Source organism: Arcobacter iocasae, from assembly GCF_042214795.1.
In the GTDB taxonomy this organism is placed as follows: Bacteria; Campylobacterota; Campylobacteria; order Campylobacterales; family Arcobacteraceae; genus Arcobacter; species Arcobacter iocasae.
In genome coordinates this window covers 623,609-649,551 of the sequence record NZ_CP090177.1, presented here as the reverse complement: position 1 = coordinate 649,551, position 25,943 = coordinate 623,609, and the positions used below count along the sequence as shown (strand labels likewise).

The 25,943-nt window shown below is 33.1% G+C and carries 7 protein-coding genes; all 7 read left to right on the top strand.

Annotated elements, in window-relative coordinates; all coding sequences use genetic code 11:
• Window positions 1-39 precede the first annotated feature (39 nt).
• The 7 genes from LXN10_RS03305 to LXN10_RS03275 all read left to right on the top strand — a co-directional run bounded on the left by LXN10_RS03305 (window position 40) and on the right by LXN10_RS03275 (window position 25,900).
• Window positions 40-19,398, top strand: a complete 19,359-nt coding sequence (locus tag LXN10_RS03305) for an Ig-like domain-containing protein (protein WP_375724518.1) — start codon at window positions 40-42, stop codon at window positions 19,396-19,398.
• 108 nt (window positions 19,399-19,506) lie between these two features.
• The gene (gene tkt / locus LXN10_RS03300; protein WP_375724517.1) at window positions 19,507-21,420 is read left to right on the top strand and encodes a transketolase; all 1,914 of its coding nucleotides are present in this window, start codon (window positions 19,507-19,509) and stop codon (window positions 21,418-21,420) included.
• Window positions 21,421-21,532: 112 nt separating this feature from the next.
• A complete protein-coding gene (locus LXN10_RS03295; protein ID WP_375724516.1) occupies window positions 21,533-22,384 on the top strand; it encodes an NAD(P)-dependent oxidoreductase in 852 nt (283 codons plus the stop codon).
• A gap of 181 nt (window positions 22,385-22,565) precedes the next feature.
• Entirely contained in the window at window positions 22,566-24,662 is a 2,097-nt protein-coding gene (locus LXN10_RS03290; protein WP_375724515.1) for a TonB-dependent siderophore receptor, read from the top strand.
• A 2-nt stretch (window positions 24,663-24,664) separates the two neighbouring features.
• Window positions 24,665-25,270, top strand: a complete 606-nt coding sequence (locus LXN10_RS03285; protein ID WP_375724514.1) for a hypothetical protein — start codon at window positions 24,665-24,667, stop codon at window positions 25,268-25,270.
• A gap of 64 nt (window positions 25,271-25,334) precedes the next feature.
• Entirely contained in the window at window positions 25,335-25,673 is a 339-nt protein-coding gene (locus tag LXN10_RS03280) for a gamma-glutamylcyclotransferase family protein (protein ID WP_375725319.1), read from the top strand.
• Window positions 25,673-25,900, top strand: a complete 228-nt coding sequence (locus LXN10_RS03275) for a thioredoxin family protein (RefSeq protein WP_375724513.1) — start codon at window positions 25,673-25,675, stop codon at window positions 25,898-25,900. The genes LXN10_RS03280 and LXN10_RS03275 overlap by 1 nt, the downstream gene beginning before the upstream one ends.
• The last annotated feature ends 43 nt before the right edge of the window (window positions 25,901-25,943 follow it).

Sequence of the window (25,943 nt, the reverse complement as noted above, 5' to 3'; positions counted from 1 at the left end):
TTTATATAATATAGAAAATATTCACCAAAAGGTCTAAAAATGAATCTGATTATCAAACAACCAAATGGAAGCTATAGAGAAATAGAAGTTAATAAAAATACAACCTTTACTCCAAAAGAAGGAGAACAGTATTTCTTAGATAATTCTGAAAATCCTGGTTATAGTTTAAAGTTAATTGATGGACAAAGTTCAATTCAATTAGTTTTAGGTACTAATCCAAAATTAACATTAACTTTTGAAGGAATGGCAGATCTTATTAAATCAAATGGTGAAGTAAATAAGACTGTACTTTCAGTAATTTATGATAAAGAAGGAATGAATGATTTAAAAGAAACAGTTCTAAACCCTGATTTTCAAAGTGATGATATTATAAAAGATTTAGAAGCTCGTTTAGATGAAAACTTAACTAATGCAGATAAGCCAAATGGCGTTATAATTGATGACTTTGGTTCTTTAACAAGTGCAATGGAAGCATCAGCAGCAGGGGAGCAAGTAGTTTCTGATTCATCTACTACTCCAAATAGTTCAAATGAGGATATATCATTAAATTTAAATCCAGATAATAGACCTGATGGATTTAGAACAACAAGATTTGTTGGAGGTATAGATACTAATACAGGTGGTAATACTAACAATGAAGTAACTTTTGCAACTTTTTCTGATACAGGTGGAGATACAACAGCAACATCTGCACCAACAGTTGTTATTACAGAAGATACAAATAATGATGGAACAATTTCAAATACAGAATTAAGTGGAGATGTTGATATTAAAGTTACTCTTCCAAGTGATGCAGTAGCAGGAGATACATTAAATGTAACTATCAATGGAACAACAACTTCTGTAGAAATTACAAGTGATATGATTACTAATGGATATACAACTTCAACTCCAAAAGTAGCAGATGGATCAGATATAAAAGTAAGTGCAACAGTAACAGATGTAGCTGGAAATACTTCAGCAGCAGGAACTGATAGCGCAACTATGGGAGATACAACAGCAACATCTGCACCAACAGTTGTTATTACAGAAGATACAAATAATGATGGAACAATTTCAAATACAGAATTAAGTGGAGATGTTGATATTAAAGTTACTCTTCCAAGTGATGCAGTAGCAGGAGATACATTAAATGTAACTATCAATGGAACAACAACTTCTGTAGAAATTACAAGTGATATGATTACTAATGGATATACAACTTCAACTCCAAAAGTAGCAGATGGATCAGATATAAAAGTAAGTGCAACAGTAACAGATGTAGCTGGAAATACTTCAGCAGCAGGAACTGATAGCGCAACTATGGGAGATACAACAGCAACATCTGCACCAACAGTTGTTATTACAGAAGATACAAATAATGATGGAACAATTTCAAATACAGAATTAAGTGGAGATGTTGATATTAAAGTTACTCTTCCAAGTGATGCAGTAGCAGGAGATACATTAAATGTAACTATCAATGGAACAACAACTTCTGTAGAAATTACAAGTGATATGATTACTAATGGATATACAACTTCAACTCCAAAAGTAGCAGATGGATCAGATATAAAAGTAAGTGCAACAGTAACAGATGTAGCTGGAAATACTTCAGCAGCAGGAACTGATAGCGCAACTATGGGAGATACAACAGCAACATCTGCACCAACAGTTGTTATTACAGAAGATACAAATAATGATGGAACAATTTCAAATACAGAATTAAGTGGAGATGTTGATATTAAAGTTACTCTTCCAAGTGATGCAGTAGCAGGAGATACATTAAATGTAACTATCAATGGAACAACAACTTCTGTAGAAATTACAAGTGATATGATTACTAATGGATATACAACTTCAACTCCAAAAGTAGCAGATGGATCAGATATAAAAGTAAGTGCAACAGTAACAGATGTAGCTGGAAATACTTCAGCAGCAGGAACTGATAGCGCAACTATGGGAGATACAACAGCAACATCTGCACCAACAGTTGTTATTACAGAAGATACAAATAATGATGGAACAATTTCAAATACAGAATTAAGTGGAGATGTTGATATTAAAGTTACTCTTCCAAGTGATGCAGTAGCAGGAGATACATTAAATGTAACTATCAATGGAACAACAACTTCTGTAGAAATTACAAGTGATATGATTACTAATGGATATACAACTTCAACTCCAAAAGTAGCAGATGGATCAGATATAAAAGTAAGTGCAACAGTAACAGATGTAGCTGGAAATACTTCAGCAGCAGGAACTGATAGCGCAACTATGGGAGATACAACAGCAACATCTGCACCAACAGTTGTTATTACAGAAGATACAAATAATGATGGAACAATTTCAAATACAGAATTAAGTGGAGATGTTGATATTAAAGTTACTCTTCCAAGTGATGCAGTAGCAGGAGATACATTAAATGTAACTATCAATGGAACAACAACTTCTGTAGAAATTACAAGTGATATGATTACTAATGGATATACAACTTCAACTCCAAAAGTAGCAGATGGATCAGATATAAAAGTAAGTGCAACAGTAACAGATGTAGCTGGAAATACTTCAGCAGCAGGAACTGATAGCGCAACTATGGGAGATACAACAGCAACATCTGCACCAACAGTTGTTATTACAGAAGATACAAATAATGATGGAACAATTTCAAATACAGAATTAAGTGGAGATGTTGATATTAAAGTTACTCTTCCAAGTGATGCAGTAGCAGGAGATACATTAAATGTAACTATCAATGGAACAACAACTTCTGTAGAAATTACAAGTGATATGATTACTAATGGATATACAACTTCAACTCCAAAAGTAGCAGATGGATCAGATATAAAAGTAAGTGCAACAGTAACAGATGTAGCTGGAAATACTTCAGCAGCAGGAACTGATAGCGCAACTATGGGAGATACAACAGCAACATCTGCACCAACAGTTGTTATTACAGAAGATACAAATAATGATGGAACAATTTCAAATACAGAATTAAGTGGAGATGTTGATATTAAAGTTACTCTTCCAAGTGATGCAGTAGCAGGAGATACATTAAATGTAACTATCAATGGAACAACAACTTCTGTAGAAATTACAAGTGATATGATTACTAATGGATATACAACTTCAACTCCAAAAGTAGCAGATGGATCAGATATAAAAGTAAGTGCAACAGTAACAGATGTAGCTGGAAATACTTCAGCAGCAGGAACTGATAGCGCAACTATGGGAGATACAACAGCAACATCTGCACCAACAGTTGTTATTACAGAAGATACAAATAATGATGGAACAATTTCAAATACAGAATTAAGTGGAGATGTTGATATTAAAGTTACTCTTCCAAGTGATGCAGTAGCAGGAGATACATTAAATGTAACTATCAATGGAACAACAACTTCTGTAGAAATTACAAGTGATATGATTACTAATGGATATACAACTTCAACTCCAAAAGTAGCAGATGGATCAGATATAAAAGTAAGTGCAACAGTAACAGATGTAGCTGGAAATACTTCAGCAGCAGGAACTGATAGCGCAACTATGGGAGATACAACAGCAACATCTGCACCAACAGTTGTTATTACAGAAGATACAAATAATGATGGAACAATTTCAAATACAGAATTAAGTGGAGATGTTGATATTAAAGTTACTCTTCCAAGTGATGCAGTAGCAGGAGATACATTAAATGTAACTATCAATGGAACAACAACTTCTGTAGAAATTACAAGTGATATGATTACTAATGGATATACAACTTCAACTCCAAAAGTAGCAGATGGATCAGATATAAAAGTAAGTGCAACAGTAACAGATGTAGCTGGAAATACTTCAGCAGCAGGAACTGATAGCGCAACTATGGGAGATACAACAGCAACATCTGCACCAACAGTTGTTATTACAGAAGATACAAATAATGATGGAACAATTTCAAATACAGAATTAAGTGGAGATGTTGATATTAAAGTTACTCTTCCAAGTGATGCAGTAGCAGGAGATACATTAAATGTAACTATCAATGGAACAACAACTTCTGTAGAAATTACAAGTGATATGATTACTAATGGATATACAACTTCAACTCCAAAAGTAGCAGATGGATCAGATATAAAAGTAAGTGCAACAGTAACAGATGTAGCTGGAAATACTTCAGCAGCAGGAACTGATAGCGCAACTATGGGAGATACAACAGCAACATCTGCACCAACAGTTGTTATTACAGAAGATACAAATAATGATGGAACAATTTCAAATACAGAATTAAGTGGAGATGTTGATATTAAAGTTACTCTTCCAAGTGATGCAGTAGCAGGAGATACATTAAATGTAACTATCAATGGAACAACAACTTCTGTAGAAATTACAAGTGATATGATTACTAATGGATATACAACTTCAACTCCAAAAGTAGCAGATGGATCAGATATAAAAGTAAGTGCAACAGTAACAGATGTAGCTGGAAATACTTCAGCAGCAGGAACTGATAGCGCAACTATGGGAGATACAACAGCAACATCTGCACCAACAGTTGTTATTACAGAAGATACAAATAATGATGGAACAATTTCAAATACAGAATTAAGTGGAGATGTTGATATTAAAGTTACTCTTCCAAGTGATGCAGTAGCAGGAGATACATTAAATGTAACTATCAATGGAACAACAACTTCTGTAGAAATTACAAGTGATATGATTACTAATGGATATACAACTTCAACTCCAAAAGTAGCAGATGGATCAGATATAAAAGTAAGTGCAACAGTAACAGATGTAGCTGGAAATACTTCAGCAGCAGGAACTGATAGCGCAACTATGGGAGATACAACAGCAACATCTGCACCAACAGTTGTTATTACAGAAGATACAAATAATGATGGAACAATTTCAAATACAGAATTAAGTGGAGATGTTGATATTAAAGTTACTCTTCCAAGTGATGCAGTAGCAGGAGATACATTAAATGTAACTATCAATGGAACAACAACTTCTGTAGAAATTACAAGTGATATGATTACTAATGGATATACAACTTCAACTCCAAAAGTAGCAGATGGATCAGATATAAAAGTAAGTGCAACAGTAACAGATGTAGCTGGAAATACTTCAGCAGCAGGAACTGATAGCGCAACTATGGGAGATACAACAGCAACATCTGCACCAACAGTTGTTATTACAGAAGATACAAATAATGATGGAACAATTTCAAATACAGAATTAAGTGGAGATGTTGATATTAAAGTTACTCTTCCAAGTGATGCAGTAGCAGGAGATACATTAAATGTAACTATCAATGGAACAACAACTTCTGTAGAAATTACAAGTGATATGATTACTAATGGATATACAACTTCAACTCCAAAAGTAGCAGATGGATCAGATATAAAAGTAAGTGCAACAGTAACAGATGTAGCTGGAAATACTTCAGCAGCAGGAACTGATAGCGCAACTATGGGAGATACAACAGCAACATCTGCACCAACAGTTGTTATTACAGAAGATACAAATAATGATGGAACAATTTCAAATACAGAATTAAGTGGAGATGTTGATATTAAAGTTACTCTTCCAAGTGATGCAGTAGCAGGAGATACATTAAATGTAACTATCAATGGAACAACAACTTCTGTAGAAATTACAAGTGATATGATTACTAATGGATATACAACTTCAACTCCAAAAGTAGCAGATGGATCAGATATAAAAGTAAGTGCAACAGTAACAGATGTAGCTGGAAATACTTCAGCAGCAGGAACTGATAGCGCAACTATGGGAGATACAACAGCAACATCTGCACCAACAGTTGTTATTACAGAAGATACAAATAATGATGGAACAATTTCAAATACAGAATTAAGTGGAGATGTTGATATTAAAGTTACTCTTCCAAGTGATGCAGTAGCAGGAGATACATTAAATGTAACTATCAATGGAACAACAACTTCTGTAGAAATTACAAGTGATATGATTACTAATGGATATACAACTTCAACTCCAAAAGTAGCAGATGGATCAGATATAAAAGTAAGTGCAACAGTAACAGATGTAGCTGGAAATACTTCAGCAGCAGGAACTGATAGCGCAACTATGGGAGATACAACAGCAACATCTGCACCAACAGTTGTTATTACAGAAGATACAAATAATGATGGAACAATTTCAAATACAGAATTAAGTGGAGATGTTGATATTAAAGTTACTCTTCCAAGTGATGCAGTAGCAGGAGATACATTAAATGTAACTATCAATGGAACAACAACTTCTGTAGAAATTACAAGTGATATGATTACTAATGGATATACAACTTCAACTCCAAAAGTAGCAGATGGATCAGATATAAAAGTAAGTGCAACAGTAACAGATGTAGCTGGAAATACTTCAGCAGCAGGAACTGATAGCGCAACTATGGGAGATACAACAGCAACATCTGCACCAACAGTTGTTATTACAGAAGATACAAATAATGATGGAACAATTTCAAATACAGAATTAAGTGGAGATGTTGATATTAAAGTTACTCTTCCAAGTGATGCAGTAGCAGGAGATACATTAAATGTAACTATCAATGGAACAACAACTTCTGTAGAAATTACAAGTGATATGATTACTAATGGATATACAACTTCAACTCCAAAAGTAGCAGATGGATCAGATATAAAAGTAAGTGCAACAGTAACAGATGTAGCTGGAAATACTTCAGCAGCAGGAACTGATAGCGCAACTATGGGAGATACAACAGCAACATCTGCACCAACAGTTGTTATTACAGAAGATACAAATAATGATGGAACAATTTCAAATACAGAATTAAGTGGAGATGTTGATATTAAAGTTACTCTTCCAAGTGATGCAGTAGCAGGAGATACATTAAATGTAACTATCAATGGAACAACAACTTCTGTAGAAATTACAAGTGATATGATTACTAATGGATATACAACTTCAACTCCAAAAGTAGCAGATGGATCAGATATAAAAGTAAGTGCAACAGTAACAGATGTAGCTGGAAATACTTCAGCAGCAGGAACTGATAGCGCAACTATGGGAGATACAACAGCAACATCTGCACCAACAGTTGTTATTACAGAAGATACAAATAATGATGGAACAATTTCAAATACAGAATTAAGTGGAGATGTTGATATTAAAGTTACTCTTCCAAGTGATGCAGTAGCAGGAGATACATTAAATGTAACTATCAATGGAACAACAACTTCTGTAGAAATTACAAGTGATATGATTACTAATGGATATACAACTTCAACTCCAAAAGTAGCAGATGGATCAGATATAAAAGTAAGTGCAACAGTAACAGATGTAGCTGGAAATACTTCAGCAGCAGGAACTGATAGCGCAACTATGGGAGATACAACAGCAACATCTGCACCAACAGTTGTTATTACAGAAGATACAAATAATGATGGAACAATTTCAAATACAGAATTAAGTGGAGATGTTGATATTAAAGTTACTCTTCCAAGTGATGCAGTAGCAGGAGATACATTAAATGTAACTATCAATGGAACAACAACTTCTGTAGAAATTACAAGTGATATGATTACTAATGGATATACAACTTCAACTCCAAAAGTAGCAGATGGATCAGATATAAAAGTAAGTGCAACAGTAACAGATGTAGCTGGAAATACTTCAGCAGCAGGAACTGATAGCGCAACTATGGGAGATACAACAGCAACATCTGCACCAACAGTTGTTATTACAGAAGATACAAATAATGATGGAACAATTTCAAATACAGAATTAAGTGGAGATGTTGATATTAAAGTTACTCTTCCAAGTGATGCAGTAGCAGGAGATACATTAAATGTAACTATCAATGGAACAACAACTTCTGTAGAAATTACAAGTGATATGATTACTAATGGATATACAACTTCAACTCCAAAAGTAGCAGATGGATCAGATATAAAAGTAAGTGCAACAGTAACAGATGTAGCTGGAAATACTTCAGCAGCAGGAACTGATAGCGCAACTATGGGAGATACAACAGCAACATCTGCACCAACAGTTGTTATTACAGAAGATACAAATAATGATGGAACAATTTCAAATACAGAATTAAGTGGAGATGTTGATATTAAAGTTACTCTTCCAAGTGATGCAGTAGCAGGAGATACATTAAATGTAACTATCAATGGAACAACAACTTCTGTAGAAATTACAAGTGATATGATTACTAATGGATATACAACTTCAACTCCAAAAGTAGCAGATGGATCAGATATAAAAGTAAGTGCAACAGTAACAGATGTAGCTGGAAATACTTCAGCAGCAGGAACTGATAGCGCAACTATGGGAGATACAACAGCAACATCTGCACCAACAGTTGTTATTACAGAAGATACAAATAATGATGGAACAATTTCAAATACAGAATTAAGTGGAGATGTTGATATTAAAGTTACTCTTCCAAGTGATGCAGTAGCAGGAGATACATTAAATGTAACTATCAATGGAACAACAACTTCTGTAGAAATTACAAGTGATATGATTACTAATGGATATACAACTTCAACTCCAAAAGTAGCAGATGGATCAGATATAAAAGTAAGTGCAACAGTAACAGATGTAGCTGGAAATACTTCAGCAGCAGGAACTGATAGCGCAACTATGGGAGATACAACAGCAACATCTGCACCAACAGTTGTTATTACAGAAGATACAAATAATGATGGAACAATTTCAAATACAGAATTAAGTGGAGATGTTGATATTAAAGTTACTCTTCCAAGTGATGCAGTAGCAGGAGATACATTAAATGTAACTATCAATGGAACAACAACTTCTGTAGAAATTACAAGTGATATGATTACTAATGGATATACAACTTCAACTCCAAAAGTAGCAGATGGATCAGATATAAAAGTAAGTGCAACAGTAACAGATGTAGCTGGAAATACTTCAGCAGCAGGAACTGATAGCGCAACTATGGGAGATACAACAGCAACATCTGCACCAACAGTTGTTATTACAGAAGATACAAATAATGATGGAACAATTTCAAATACAGAATTAAGTGGAGATGTTGATATTAAAGTTACTCTTCCAAGTGATGCAGTAGCAGGAGATACATTAAATGTAACTATCAATGGAACAACAACTTCTGTAGAAATTACAAGTGATATGATTACTAATGGATATACAACTTCAACTCCAAAAGTAGCAGATGGATCAGATATAAAAGTAAGTGCAACAGTAACAGATGTAGCTGGAAATACTTCAGCAGCAGGAACTGATAGCGCAACTATGGGAGATACAACAGCAACATCTGCACCAACAGTTGTTATTACAGAAGATACAAATAATGATGGAACAATTTCAAATACAGAATTAAGTGGAGATGTTGATATTAAAGTTACTCTTCCAAGTGATGCAGTAGCAGGAGATACATTAAATGTAACTATCAATGGAACAACAACTTCTGTAGAAATTACAAGTGATATGATTACTAATGGATATACAACTTCAACTCCAAAAGTAGCAGATGGATCAGATATAAAAGTAAGTGCAACAGTAACAGATGTAGCTGGAAATACTTCAGCAGCAGGAACTGATAGCGCAACTATGGGAGATACAACAGCAACATCTGCACCAACAGTTGTTATTACAGAAGATACAAATAATGATGGAACAATTTCAAATACAGAATTAAGTGGAGATGTTGATATTAAAGTTACTCTTCCAAGTGATGCAGTAGCAGGAGATACATTAAATGTAACTATCAATGGAACAACAACTTCTGTAGAAATTACAAGTGATATGATTACTAATGGATATACAACTTCAACTCCAAAAGTAGCAGATGGATCAGATATAAAAGTAAGTGCAACAGTAACAGATGTAGCTGGAAATACTTCAGCAGCAGGAACTGATAGCGCAACTATGGGAGATACAACAGCAACATCTGCACCAACAGTTGTTATTACAGAAGATACAAATAATGATGGAACAATTTCAAATACAGAATTAAGTGGAGATGTTGATATTAAAGTTACTCTTCCAAGTGATGCAGTAGCAGGAGATACATTAAATGTAACTATCAATGGAACAACAACTTCTGTAGAAATTACAAGTGATATGATTACTAATGGATATACAACTTCAACTCCAAAAGTAGCAGATGGATCAGATATAAAAGTAAGTGCAACAGTAACAGATGTAGCTGGAAATACTTCAGCAGCAGGAACTGATAGCGCAACTATGGGAGATACAACAGCAACATCTGCACCAACAGTTGTTATTACAGAAGATACAAATAATGATGGAACAATTTCAAATACAGAATTAAGTGGAGATGTTGATATTAAAGTTACTCTTCCAAGTGATGCAGTAGCAGGAGATACATTAAATGTAACTATCAATGGAACAACAACTTCTGTAGAAATTACAAGTGATATGATTACTAATGGATATACAACTTCAACTCCAAAAGTAGCAGATGGATCAGATATAAAAGTAAGTGCAACAGTAACAGATGTAGCTGGAAATACTTCAGCAGCAGGAACTGATAGCGCAACTATGGGAGATACAACAGCAACATCTGCACCAACAGTTGTTATTACAGAAGATACAAATAATGATGGAACAATTTCAAATACAGAATTAAGTGGAGATGTTGATATTAAAGTTACTCTTCCAAGTGATGCAGTAGCAGGAGATACATTAAATGTAACTATCAATGGAACAACAACTTCTGTAGAAATTACAAGTGATATGATTACTAATGGATATACAACTTCAACTCCAAAAGTAGCAGATGGATCAGATATAAAAGTAAGTGCAACAGTAACAGATGTAGCTGGAAATACTTCAGCAGCAGGAACTGATAGCGCAACTATGGGAGATACAACAGCAACATCTGCACCAACAGTTGTTATTACAGAAGATACAAATAATGATGGAACAATTTCAAATACAGAATTAAGTGGAGATGTTGATATTAAAGTTACTCTTCCAAGTGATGCAGTAGCAGGAGATACATTAAATGTAACTATCAATGGAACAACAACTTCTGTAGAAATTACAAGTGATATGATTACTAATGGATATACAACTTCAACTCCAAAAGTAGCAGATGGATCAGATATAAAAGTAAGTGCAACAGTAACAGATGTAGCTGGAAATACTTCAGCAGCAGGAACTGATAGCGCAACTATGGGAGATACAACAGCAACATCTGCACCAACAGTTGTTATTACAGAAGATACAAATAATGATGGAACAATTTCAAATACAGAATTAAGTGGAGATGTTGATATTAAAGTTACTCTTCCAAGTGATGCAGTAGCAGGAGATACATTAAATGTAACTATCAATGGAACAACAACTTCTGTAGAAATTACAAGTGATATGATTACTAATGGATATACAACTTCAACTCCAAAAGTAGCAGATGGATCAGATATAAAAGTAAGTGCAACAGTAACAGATGTAGCTGGAAATACTTCAGCAGCAGGAACTGATAGCGCAACTATGGGAGATACAACAGCAACATCTGCACCAACAGTTGTTATTACAGAAGATACAAATAATGATGGAACAATTTCAAATACAGAATTAAGTGGAGATGTTGATATTAAAGTTACTCTTCCAAGTGATGCAGTAGCAGGAGATACATTAAATGTAACTATCAATGGAACAACAACTTCTGTAGAAATTACAAGTGATATGATTACTAATGGATATACAACTTCAACTCCAAAAGTAGCAGATGGATCAGATATAAAAGTAAGTGCAACAGTAACAGATGTAGCTGGAAATACTTCAGCAGCAGGAACTGATAGCGCAACTATGGGAGATACAACAGCAACATCTGCACCAACAGTTGTTATTACAGAAGATACAAATAATGATGGAACAATTTCAAATACAGAATTAAGTGGAGATGTTGATATTAAAGTTACTCTTCCAAGTGATGCAGTAGCAGGAGATACATTAAATGTAACTATCAATGGAACAACAACTTCTGTAGAAATTACAAGTGATATGATTACTAATGGATATACAACTTCAACTCCAAAAGTAGCAGATGGATCAGATATAAAAGTAAGTGCAACAGTAACAGATGTAGCTGGAAATACTTCAGCAGCAGGAACTGATAGCGCAACTATGGGAGATACAACAGCAACATCTGCACCAACAGTTGTTATTACAGAAGATACAAATAATGATGGAACAATTTCAAATACAGAATTAAGTGGAGATGTTGATATTAAAGTTACTCTTCCAAGTGATGCAGTAGCAGGAGATACATTAAATGTAACTATCAATGGAACAACAACTTCTGTAGAAATTACAAGTGATATGATTACTAATGGATATACAACTTCAACTCCAAAAGTAGCAGATGGATCAGATATAAAAGTAAGTGCAACAGTAACAGATGTAGCTGGAAATACTTCAGCAGCAGGAACTGATAGCGCAACTATGGGAGATACAACAGCAACATCTGCACCAACAGTTGTTATTACAGAAGATACAAATAATGATGGAACAATTTCAAATACAGAATTAAGTGGAGATGTTGATATTAAAGTTACTCTTCCAAGTGATGCAGTAGCAGGAGATACATTAAATGTAACTATCAATGGAACAACAACTTCTGTAGAAATTACAAGTGATATGATTACTAATGGATATACAACTTCAACTCCAAAAGTAGCAGATGGATCAGATATAAAAGTAAGTGCAACAGTAACAGATGTAGCTGGAAATACTTCAGCAGCAGGAACTGATAGCGCAACTATGGGAGATACAACAGCAACATCTGCACCAACAGTTGTTATTACAGAAGATACAAATAATGATGGAACAATTTCAAATACAGAATTAAGTGGAGATGTTGATATTAAAGTTACTCTTCCAAGTGATGCAGTAGCAGGAGATACATTAAATGTAACTATCAATGGAACAACAACTTCTGTAGAAATTACAAGTGATATGATTACTAATGGATATACAACTTCAACTCCAAAAGTAGCAGATGGATCAGATATAAAAGTAAGTGCAACAGTAACAGATGTAGCTGGAAATACTTCAGCAGCAGGAACTGATAGCGCAACTATGGGAGATACAACAGCAACATCTGCACCAACAGTTGTTATTACAGAAGATACAAATAATGATGGAACAATTTCAAATACAGAATTAAGTGGAGATGTTGATATTAAAGTTACTCTTCCAAGTGATGCAGTAGCAGGAGATACATTAAATGTAACTATCAATGGAACAACAACTTCTGTAGAAATTACAAGTGATATGATTACTAATGGATATACAACTTCAACTCCAAAAGTAGCAGATGGATCAGATATAAAAGTAAGTGCAACAGTAACAGATGTAGCTGGAAATACTTCAGCAGCAGGAACTGATAGCGCAACTATGGGAGATACAACAGCAACATCTGCACCAACAGTTGTTATTACAGAAGATACAAATAATGATGGAACAATTTCAAATACAGAATTAAGTGGAGATGTTGATATTAAAGTTACTCTTCCAAGTGATGCAGTAGCAGGAGATACATTAAATGTAACTATCAATGGAACAACAACTTCTGTAGAAATTACAAGTGATATGATTACTAATGGATATACAACTTCAACTCCAAAAGTAGCAGATGGATCAGATATAAAAGTAAGTGCAACAGTAACAGATGTAGCTGGAAATACTTCAGCAGCAGGAACTGATAGCGCAACTATGGGAGATACAACAGCACCGAATATTGGGAAGTTAGCAATAACAGATATTGTTGATGAAAATGGTGATTATTCAGTAGTAACATTAAAAGGTACAGGTGCAGAATCTGGAAATACTATAACAATATATGATGAAGATAATAATATTATAGGGACAACAATAGTACAATCAGATGGAACTTGGAATATGGATATTAGTAATCTTCCGGGAACACCAGTTAATGATAATGAATTTTTTAAAGCAACTGAGACTGACTTATCAGGAAATACAACTGGACAAACAGAAAGTACTCATTATTGGCATGGAGATTGGTCAGATAGTAATACTGAATCATCAGATGACTTTGTAATGACAGGTTCAGGAGATGATATTATTAATACTGATGACCTTTTAACAGGAAGAAATGAAAATGGAGAAGTAACTAGTGATAATAATGATACAAATGATAAGTTAGTAATAGATGGTGGAAACGGAACTGATATTGTAACATTTGGAAAAGATATTTCAGAATATACAATCACAAAAGATTCAAATGGTAATATTGTAATAACTGAAACAGCCGCAAGTGATAGTAATAATGATGGAAAAGGTGATGTAACAGAACTTAGAAATATAGAAACTATCAAATTTAATGATGGTACATATAATGTAGTAACAGAAAACTTTATTCCAGTAGCTCATGATGATGGTATGAAAGAAGGAGCTAATGTTGATAGTTCAGTTGTTGATTTAACTACGCAACAAGAAACAGGTAATATCAATACGGCTAATGGATTAGTAAATAATGATCATGTAATAGGTGGTAGTGGTAATCAATATATTTGGACTGGAGCAGGTGATGATATTATTGAGGGAGGTTCTGGAGATGATAAAATCTATGCATCATCTGGTAACGATACTGTTGTTTATAAAGGTGAATATAGTGAGTATAGTATAACAACTAATGATGGCTGGACATATATAAATGATAGTGTAAGCGGAAGAGATGGCAATGATAAAGTATATGAAACTGAAAATATTCAATTCTCAGATGGTTTATATAATGTAACTACAGGAGAGTTCCAAGAAGGTGTATATGTAAAAGGTATAACTTATAGTGATGAACCTACTCTTGTTACAGATGAAGATAGTGCAATAACAGTAGATGTTTTGACTAATGATACAGATGCAGATGGTGATACACTTTCTATAAGTGCAATACAAGGGCAAGATGTAAGTTCTGGTCAAACTGTTGATATAACAATTGATGGTGTTGTAGTTGGTAGTGCAAAAGTTGTAGATGGAAAAGTTGTATTTACTCCAGATGAAAATTTACAAAGTATGAGTGATGGAGAGAATAAAAATATATCTTTCGAATATACCGTAAGTGATGGAAAAAATACTGATACAGCTATGGTAAATATAAATGTAACTGGTGATAATGATGCACCAGTAGTGCAAAATATAGATTTAGGTTCAACACTAGAAGATAATTCAATTACCTTTACAAAAGCTGATTTATTAGCAAAAACAACAGATGTAGATGGAGATACATTATCTGTAACATCAGTGTCAATAGATTCAAAATATGGAACAATTGTAGAAAATAATGATGGTAGTTATACTTTTACTCCTAAAGCTGATTATTCAGGAGATGATTTACCAATTAAGTTTACAGTTTCAGATGGAATATCATCAGAAAATGCTGTTGCAACAATTGATGTTACAGCCGTTGCAGATGCACCAAGTATAACTCTTAGTATAACTAATACGGGTGAAGTAGTTTCAAGTACCACTAACTTAGTAGAGAATGGAAGTTTTGAAGATATCTCAGGAACTGATGCTAATGGTAATAGTGTAAGTAATCATGATATTGCTTATGGAGGAGTAGCTCATAATCAATCAATTACAGGTTGGCATGTGATTACAGATGAGGGTTCAAGTGCACCTACTATGGAAGTTCATGAATCACATCATGCAAATGTTGGTGCTACAGATGGACATAACTATATGGATTTAGGGGAAACCCATAATAATGGAGACACTGATAATGATAATACTCAAATTGGACAAGTTATTTCTGGTATTGAAGTTGGAGAGCTTTATACACTAAAATTTGATTATTTTGATAAAGCTGCATTACAAGAAAGTGGTGCGAATGGTGAAAAATCAGGTGTTGTTGAAGTTTATTGGGGTGGTGAAAAAATAGCAACTATAGATGGAAATAATACTACTTGGGCAAATTATAAAGCACAGGTAGAGGGTGGCTCTGGTGATGGTTCAAACTTACTAAGTTTTAAAGAAATTGGAGAAGGTAATGATAACTGGGGTATGGCAATAGATAATGTTTCAGTTGTTAAAACTGATATGGTTAAATATGATTTAGATATCAGTTCAAGCTTATCGGATACAGATGGAAGTGAAAGTTTAAGTATAACTCTAAGTGGTATACCAACTGGTGCAACATTAAATGAAGGAACTTTAAATAGTGATGGAACTTGGACAATTAATGTAGATGGAAATACTTTTAATGGTACAGTTGAAATGATGATCCCTAAAACTGTTTCAGATAATTTTGATATAAAAGCAACAGCTACTGCAACAGAATCTTCAAATGGTGATATTTCAACAGCAACAGTAACAGAAACTACAATAGTAAACTTGGTACCAACTTCAGAAGGTGAAGAAAAAACTATTGATTTTGAGGGAGTGCTACCAGAAAATGACGATACAACTGTAGTGACACCACATGCAACAAATGTAGTTATTGCCTTAGATATTTCTGGAAGTATGGATGATAAAGTAACATTAGATGATGGTACAAAAGTAAGTCGATTGCAGCTTGCTATTGATTCTTTAAAAGAGATGATTGCTACATATGAAGATAATGGTGGAGTTAATGTAAAATTGACAACATTTGATACTGATGCATCTGCAACGGGATGGATGAGTGCTGAAGATGCCTTGAAAGCTTTAGAAGGATTACATTCTGGAAGTGCTACAAATTATGAAGATGCACTATTTGAGACATATAATACTTATACTGAAACCCCAAATGGTGAAAAATCAGTAGTTTATTTTATATCTGATGGTAAACCAAATAGAGAGAACTGGGATAGTGATGGTTCAGGAAATGATTATATAACATCTGTTGATGGACAAGCTGTTGATAATGGATATATTACAAAATGGACAGAGTTCTTAAAAGACAATGCTAGTGAATTAAATGTTATTGGTATTGGTACTGGATTGGATGCAAATGATCCAGACTTCCAAAGAATAGCAGTAAATATTGGGACAATTAAAACAAATGTTTTAGTTGTGGAAGATGTTACAGAATTAAAAGATACTTTAGTTGATAACATATCAGCAAAAGTTGAAGGAAATGTTCTTGATAATGTTTCTGGTGGTGATGGAGTAATATCAATTGCTTCAATTACAATTGAAGGCGTTGAATATACAAAAGATAACTTCCCTAATACTGGTGTAAAAATGGAAAGTGGAAGTAAATTGATGTTTGATTTTACTACAGGAAATTATACTTTTATGGCAGTGGCAGGAAACTATAAAATTGACACTGTTGAAAGTTTTAAAATTACAGCAGCTGATGTTGATGGAGATACTACGAGTTTTGATGTTAATATTAATGTTAATGTTGATGATAAAGCTTCTACTCCAATTTTAACTATGGATATAGGAGATGCTCAAATTGTAGCAGATTCTCTAAGTGCTGAATTGGATACATCTAAACTGCCTGCTTTTCCAACATTATCTGTAAATGGTGGTGTAGATTTAAATAACAATTATGAGAATAAACATGGTAATGATGACACTTTAAATATCAATAATATGAATGCACATAAAATTAAAATTGAAGATGGGGATGATACTGTCAATATTAAATATAGTGCAAATGGAAAAGTAATAGATCTTGGTGAAGGAAATGATACTTTGGCTGTGGGTGGAAGTATTGATGGTTCGACTATTGATTTAGGGTCTGGCGATAATAGCTTACTAGTTGTCGAAAACACTAATGGTGCAACAATAAAAACTGAAGAAGGTAATGATAATTTAATAGTAGGTGGAAATGTTGATGGAGCAACAATAAAAACTCAAGAAGGTGATGATAGTATAACAGTATTTGGGAATGCAAATGGTGCTACAGTATTGATGGACGATGGTAATGACAGTTTAACTGTTGTTGGAAGTGTCAACAATAGTGGGGCTTCAATAGATATGGGAAAAGGTGATGACACTGTAGCCATAGGTAAAGATGCGGATGGAGCTACAATACATATGCGAGATGGTGATGATGTTTTAACTATTGGTGGAGATGCTAATGGCGCTACATTACATACCGAAGATGGTGATGATATCTTGTCTATAGGGGGAAATGCAGATGGGGCTACAATACATATGGGTGATGATTCTGATAAGTTAACAATAGATGGAAGTGCAAGCAGAGCTACAATATGGATGGATGAAAAGTACTGGGAAAACGATGATGGTAACAAAGATAATTTAATTATAGGTGGAAATGCAGATGGTGCTACCATATATATGGGTGGAGGAGATGATACTTTATCTATAGATGGAGATATCAGTCGAAGTACTATAGATTTAGATTCTGGTAATGATTCTATTTATCTTGATTCTACAAAAGCCATTACAGGATCATATCTAAATGGAGGATATGGAAATGATACCTTGTATTTTTCAGGTGACGCAAGTGAATATGCAATTTACGATAGCCATTTTAATAAAGTAAGTGATTTTAGTGGATATAGTGATTATTCAAATACTTATTATATTTATAAAGTAGATGGAAATGGAACTCCACAAGGTAGCGCAATGAAAGTTCAAAATATGGAAAATATTGTATTTAATGCCAGTTCAATTAATATACCAACATATCAATATGCTATCACTTTAAGTGCATTATTGACTGATACTGATAGTGAGACACTTTCAAATATTACCTTGACTGATATTCCTGCAGATGCAACACTGCAAGATAGTAATGGAAGTGTAATTAGTGCTAATGCAGATGGAAGTTATACGGTTCCAGTTGATACTAATGGTGATGCAAATGTAACATTAGTAAGTAAAACAGAAGTTGACTCAAGTGATTTAGAACATATTACTGCAAGTGTAACATCAACAGAGAACGATTCAAAAGATGCAATAACAGTACATGTTACTACTGAAGCAAAAACTATAGAAGGTACTGAGCATACAAATGATATCAAAGGAACTGATGCCGATGAACATATAGATGGAAAAGGTGGTGCAGATGTTATTCATGCAGGTGCAGGTGATGATACTATAGTATTTAATGGAACTGAAAAATCAATTGATGGTGGAACAGGTAATGACACATTAATTATGAATAATGATACGATTGACCTAGAAGATATTTTAAACCATACCGAAATAAAAAATATCGAAAATATTGATTTAACTAATAATCATGCACAAGAGATGAATATAAATCTAGATGATATTTTAGATATTACAGATGAGAATCATGAATTGAAAATTTTTGGAGATAGTACTGATAAAGTTGTTCTTGAAGGTGGAGATGCGAAATGGTCGCAACAAGCTGATTATGTAAGTGATACAGGAGAAACATTCCATGTTTATCAAGGAACCGTTGGTGGTTCAAATGTAAAAGTCTTAATTGACGATGATGTTTCAGTTACTCCTGATGTGTAATAAAAAGTAGAAAAGAGAGACTTCTCTTTTCTACAAATTTTATCTTTATTAAAAATTAGTTATAATCCGCAAAATACAATTTAAAACTCACAACACAGTAGGAAAGATATGTCAAATAATTTACTTCAAAAACAAGCGGATACAATCAGATTCTTGGCTTCAGATATGGTTCAAAAAGCAAACTCAGGACACCCCGGTGCACCTATGGGACTTGCTGACATTGCAACGGTATTGAGTAAACATTTAAATGTAAACCCAGCAAATTCAAAATGGCTAAATAGAGATAGATTAGTTTTCTCAGGTGGTCATGCTACTGGATTAGTTTATTCATTATTACATCTTTGGGGATTTGATGTAAGCATTGAAGATATCAAAAACTTTAGACAAACAAATTCAAAAACTCCAGGGCATCCAGAATATGGACATACACATGGTGTAGAGATTACAACTGGACCATTAGGACAAGGTATTGCAAATGCAGTTGGATTTGCAATGGCAAGTAAATATGCAAAAAATGTTTTAAGCGAAGATGTAATCAATCACAAAGTTTTCTGTTTATGTGGAGATGGGGATTTACAAGAAGGTCTTTCTTATGAAGCAACAGCAACAGCTGGGCATTTAGGACTTGATAATTTAGTTATTATTTATGATTCAAACTCTATTACAATCGAAGGTGATACTTCTATTGCTTGGAGTGAAGATGTTAAAAAAAGATTTGAAGCTATTGACTTTGAAGTATTAGAAATCAATGGTCATGATTTTACTCAAATTGATGAAGCTCTTGTAAAAGCAAAAACTGCTACAAAACCAGTACTTATCATAGCAAAAACTGCTATTGGGAAAGGTGCTGCTACTATGGAAGGAAGTCACCATACACATGGTGCTCCTTTAGGTGCTGATGAAATTGCTGCTTCTAAAGTAAAAGCTGGATTCAATCCAGAAGATTCATTTTTTGTATCTGATGAAGTAAGAGCTGCTTTTGATAAAACTACAACTGGGTCATTGATTGAAAAAGCTTGGAATGTTTCTTTAAGTGCACAATCAAAAGAGAAAATAGAGATGTTGCAAAATCCTGATTTTGATTCTATTGATTATCCTGAATTTGAAGCAGATACAAGTGTTGCTACAAGAGATTCAAATCACAAAATTTTAAATGCTATTTCACAAGCTATTCCTGGGTTTATAGGTGGAAGTGCAGATTTAGCACCATCTAATAAAACAGAATTAAAAGGTGCTGGTGATTTCCCAACTGGTAAAAATATCCACTTTGGTATTAAAGAACATGCTATGGCATCTATTTGTAATGCGATGAATTTATATGGATTATTTAGAGTATTTTCTGCTACATTTTTTGTGTTTAGTGATTATTTAAAACCAGCAGCTAGACTTGCGGCACTTGCATCTATTCCACAACATTTTGTTTGGACTCATGATTCTATTGGTGTGGGAGAAGATGGACCAACTCACCAACCAATTGAACACTTAACTCAATTTAGAGCATTACCAAACTTTTATGTATTTAGACCAGCAGATGCTACTGAAAATGTTGCTTCTTGGAAAGTGGCATTAAAATTAAATGCTCCTAGTGCTTTTGTTTGTTCAAGACAAGGATTAAAAGTACTAAAAGATAATAGAGCCTTTGGTGAAGTTGCAAATGGTGGATATTTAGTTAAGAAAAGAGAAAATGCAACTGTTACAATTATGGCATCAGGAAGTGAATTGATGCTTGCATTACAAACTGGATGTGCACTTGAAGAAGAGGGTGTAATTGCAAATATTGTTTCTGTTCCTTGTTATGATTTACTTGTAGAACAAGATAAAACATATATTGATACAATCATTGATCCAAATACAAAAGTATTTGCTGTCGAAGCTGCTAGAGGTTTAGAGTACTATAAATTTGCCGATGTGGTTTACGGTATGGATACTTTTGGTGCATCTGGTCCTGCAAATGAATTATTTGAACAATTTGGATTTACAATTCCAAAACTAAAAGCTAAAATCTTAGCTGACTTAAAATAAAAGAGAAGATGAGGCAACTCATCTTTTCAAACTTCTTTTAACTCAATTTAAAAATATCATCTTTATTTAATATAATATCCTTATAATAGTCCTAAAAGAATTAGGAGAAATAATGTCAATAGGATTTATAGGACTTGGAAATTTAGGAAAAGCAATAGCCACAAGACTAAGTGATGTTGGTGAAGAACTTATTGTTTATAATAGAAATGCTGAGAAAATAAAAGATTTGGGTTATGAAATTGCAAGTTCACCAAAAGAGTTATTAAAAAAGTGTGATGTTATATTTATGTGTTTGTTTGATTCCCCAGCTGTTAATAATATCTTTTCAATGCATGATGGACTTTTAAGTGAAGAGTTAAAAGGTAAGACAATAATTGATTTGACTACAAATCATTATGAAGATGTTTTAAAATTCCATGAAGCAGTAAATACTTTAGGTGGTAACTATCTAGAAAACCCAGTTTTTGGTAGTGTTGCACCAGCATTAAAAGGTGAATTGACAGTTGTAAGTTCAGGTAAAAAAGAGGTTTTTGAAAATGCAAAACCAATATTAGAAAAAATAGCTAAAGAGATATTTTATTTAGAAAAACCTTCAAGTGCTACTAAAATGAAACTTATCAATAATCTATGCCTTGGTTCTTTTATGGCAACACTTGCAGAGTGTACGGCTTTAGCAGAAAATTGTGAGATTCCAAAAGCTAAAGCTTTAGAAATTTTAGGTGTGGGTGGTGGTCAATCACTTGTACTAAAAGCAAAAACACAAAAACTAATTGATGAAGATTTTTCACCACATTTTTCTAATAGTGCAATAAATAAAGACTTACATCTACTTCAAAATTTAGCCTTTAGTTTAAATCAACCATTATATAGTGCAGCTATTCCTAAAGAGTTATTCTCAAAAATGAAGATGTTAGGTAAGGGTGATGAAGATTTTTCATCAATTTACCAATTATTCAAAAAATAAAAATGAGACTTAAAAGCTATCTTGGCTTTTAAGTTAGCTACTTAAAAAACACTTTCTAGTTATTTATATATAAATAACAATAATGATAATCTCTATTAATAAACTATTAATATTAATTTCCTTACAATTCCCCACTTTAGTGAATATATTTATTCTCTTATTAAAAATTAAAAGGAATATTATGAAAAAAAGATTAGTTATTGCAATGTCTTTAGTTGTTTCTCAAGGATTAACTTTTGCAGATCAATTAGACACAGTTGTAGTACAAGGAGCTCAAGAGTCATATTTTGAACAGAACTCTTCTTCAAGTATGAAAGGTGAGTCAAGTGATAAAAAAACACCTTACACAGTTTCTGTTACAAAGGGAACTTTAATAGATGATTTACAAGCTCAAAGAATAGAAGATACCTTTGATTATACAACAGGCGTAACAAAAGTTGGTAAAAATGCAGATGCCATAATGATTCGTGGATTTGACCTTTCTTTAGAAAATATCAAAGTAAATGGTATGTCAGGATTAATAAGTAGAATGGGCTCACCTTCAACTGCAAATGTAGAGAGAATAGAAGTAGTAAAAGGTCCAGCAGCAGTATTATATGGTTCGATGGCACCAGGAGGATTGGTTAATATAGTAAGCAAACGACCCCAGTCAGAGCAAAAAACTACTTTAGAAACATCACTTCAAACATACATGTCAAATGGAGTTTCTAAATTTGGAAGTGATAATGGTATAACTACTACACTAGATACAACGGGACCTATTACTGAAAATTTATTTTATAGATTTATTGCGGTTGGGGAAAAATTAAATTCTTATAGAGATAATGTTGATTTTAAGAATCTTTACATCTATCCAAGTTTGTTATGGAATGCTAGTGATAATACCTCTTTATTAGTTGCAATGGAATATGGACATGAAGATGGAAGTGCAGATGATGGGCTGTTTGTAGCAAATCATGATATATCAACAGCTGCTAGTTTAAATACGGTTTATCAAGAATCAGATGACTATGATAATGATGAAGGAAAAGCTTTTGATATTAATTTAGATCATTATATTAGTGATAATCTTTTCTTTAATTTTGACTGGAGAAGTGTATTTCATACAGATGAAAGAAAACTTTATGAAAATAATGAAGTAAAACAAGGAGTAACTGCATCAGATACAACACTAAGAAGAAGAAATAGACATCAATACAATGAAAGAGATTGGCATAGCTTTGATACAAATCTAAATCTTGATACAATTATTGCAGATATGAAACATAGTTTGACTTTTGGATTAGCTGGAAATTATAGAAAAACTGATTATGATAGAATTGCTCAAGGAGGTTTTGTAACTCCAAATATAAATATCTATAATCCTATTCATGGGGGAACTGCTGTTATTAACCAAAAAGATAGAAGAAAAACACAATATTATAGCACAGGTGTTTATTTACAAGATAAAATAAGTCTAACCGATAAACTTACTCTTGTCGGTTCTGCTAGAGTAGATAAAACAAAAATTGATTTTGAGTGTTCAAGAGGACCTTGTGTATCACCTGATAAAATAAAAAAATCTAGAGATTTTGTTGGTTCTATTGGAACAATTTATAATATCAATGATATCTTTTCAGTATATGGAAGTTATGGCCAAAGTTATGATCCTAGTAGTGCTGAAAGAGTTGATGACTCAGGTAATTCATTAGATACTGAAAAATCAAAACAATATGAAATAGGTACAAAAATAAATGTTAGCAAAGAGTTTAATACAGGAATATCATTTTACAAAATAAATAAAGAAAATGTAGCAGAAAGTACAGCTTCAGGTAATTATCAACTTTCTGGAGAAGTTGAGAGTAAAGGTGTAGAAGTAGAAGTTCAATGGTTACCTACTGCTAATTGGCAGTTTAAATCAGGGTATGCTTATAATAAAGCAAAATATGTATCTGGAAAATCTGTTGGAAATACACAAGCTCTTACTCCTGAGGTTACTGCATATATATTTACTAGATATAATATTCCCCAAAAAATATATGATGGAAGACTTGGTTTATCAACAGGAATATCATATAGAGATAAAATATATACAAATTCAGCTGAAGCAAAAAGAATAGAATTGCCATCATATGCAAGAGTTGATGTGGGAGCATATTATTCAATCAATGATTGGGATTTTTCATTAAATATTGAAAATATAACTAATAAAGAATATTATGAATCAGGTAGAGAAGATAATAGAATTTTCTCTGGGGAACCTAGAAAATTCACTATCAATATAAAAAGAACATTTTAAATATGTCAAAAAAGAAATCATTAAGTAATATATCAAGGTCTCTACATAGGGATCTTGGATATTTTTTTATAGGCATCACTCTTATATATGCAATTACAGGTTTTATATTGTCTGCTCGTGGTTTAGGGTGGTTTAAGTATGATTATAATTTTCAAACAAATATTTCAAAAAATATTTCAAGTGATGATTTTAAAGAAAAGCTAATAACTGAAGCAAAAAATGGAAAGCTAGATTATATTTATAAAGTTGGTACAAAAAGTGTTGTTGAAAAAAATATAAAAAGATTAACTTTCTCTAAAGAAGAAAATGACACTTTATATTTTGATTATAAATATATGCATGTAATTTATAACAAGAATTCGGGGGACGCAAACATAGATTATAAATCTTATCCAGCATTTTTGCAGATGTTTATAAGTTCCCACTTATCAAGTAATAATAGGGCTTGGTATTATTTAGCAATGGTTTATAGCATTGTTTTAGCCTTTTTTGCTTTATCAGCTATTGTTATGGTTAAAGGCAAATATGGCTTCAAAAAAAGAGGTTTATCTTTAATGTTAGCAGGAATATTAACTGTTGCAATCTTTTTATTTTTCTCATTTTCTTAATATTTATATTACTTTGTTATAATTTCGGGAATTAATAAATTGTAACAAAGGAAATGAATTGGATATGACTCTTTTTGTTTATGGTACACTTATGCCAAACTGCCCCAATGCCCATGTATTAGAAAAAATTGTAGGTAAATTTGTACCTGCTACGGTTAAAGGCTTTTTAGTAGATGCTGGTTGGAGTGCAAGTATGGGGTATCCAGGGATTAGATTAGATGCAAATGGTGATACGGTGCATGGCTTTTTATTTACTTCATCAAATTTAATTAATCATTGGGATTATTTGGATGACTTTGAAGGAAATGAATTTGTACGAACACCTGTTACCGTTGAGCGATACGATGAACTAGAAGTTGATACTTATATTTACACTTTAAAAGATCACATACAGGAGATATAATGAAAATAGAAGTTTTAGGAACAGGATGTTCAAAATGCAAAGCCTTAGAAGAGAATGTTAAAAAAGCAGTTGCAGATGCTGGAATTTTTGCTCAAGTTGAAAAAGTAGAAGATATAGAAAAAATCATGGCTTACGGTATTATGAGTACACCAGCACTTGTGATAAATGGAGAAGTAAAATCTACAGGAAAACTATTAAATAGTGAAGAGATAAAAGCATTTTTTTGATAAATTAACAGAAAATTAACTATCTTTCTCTAACCTTTCAGAC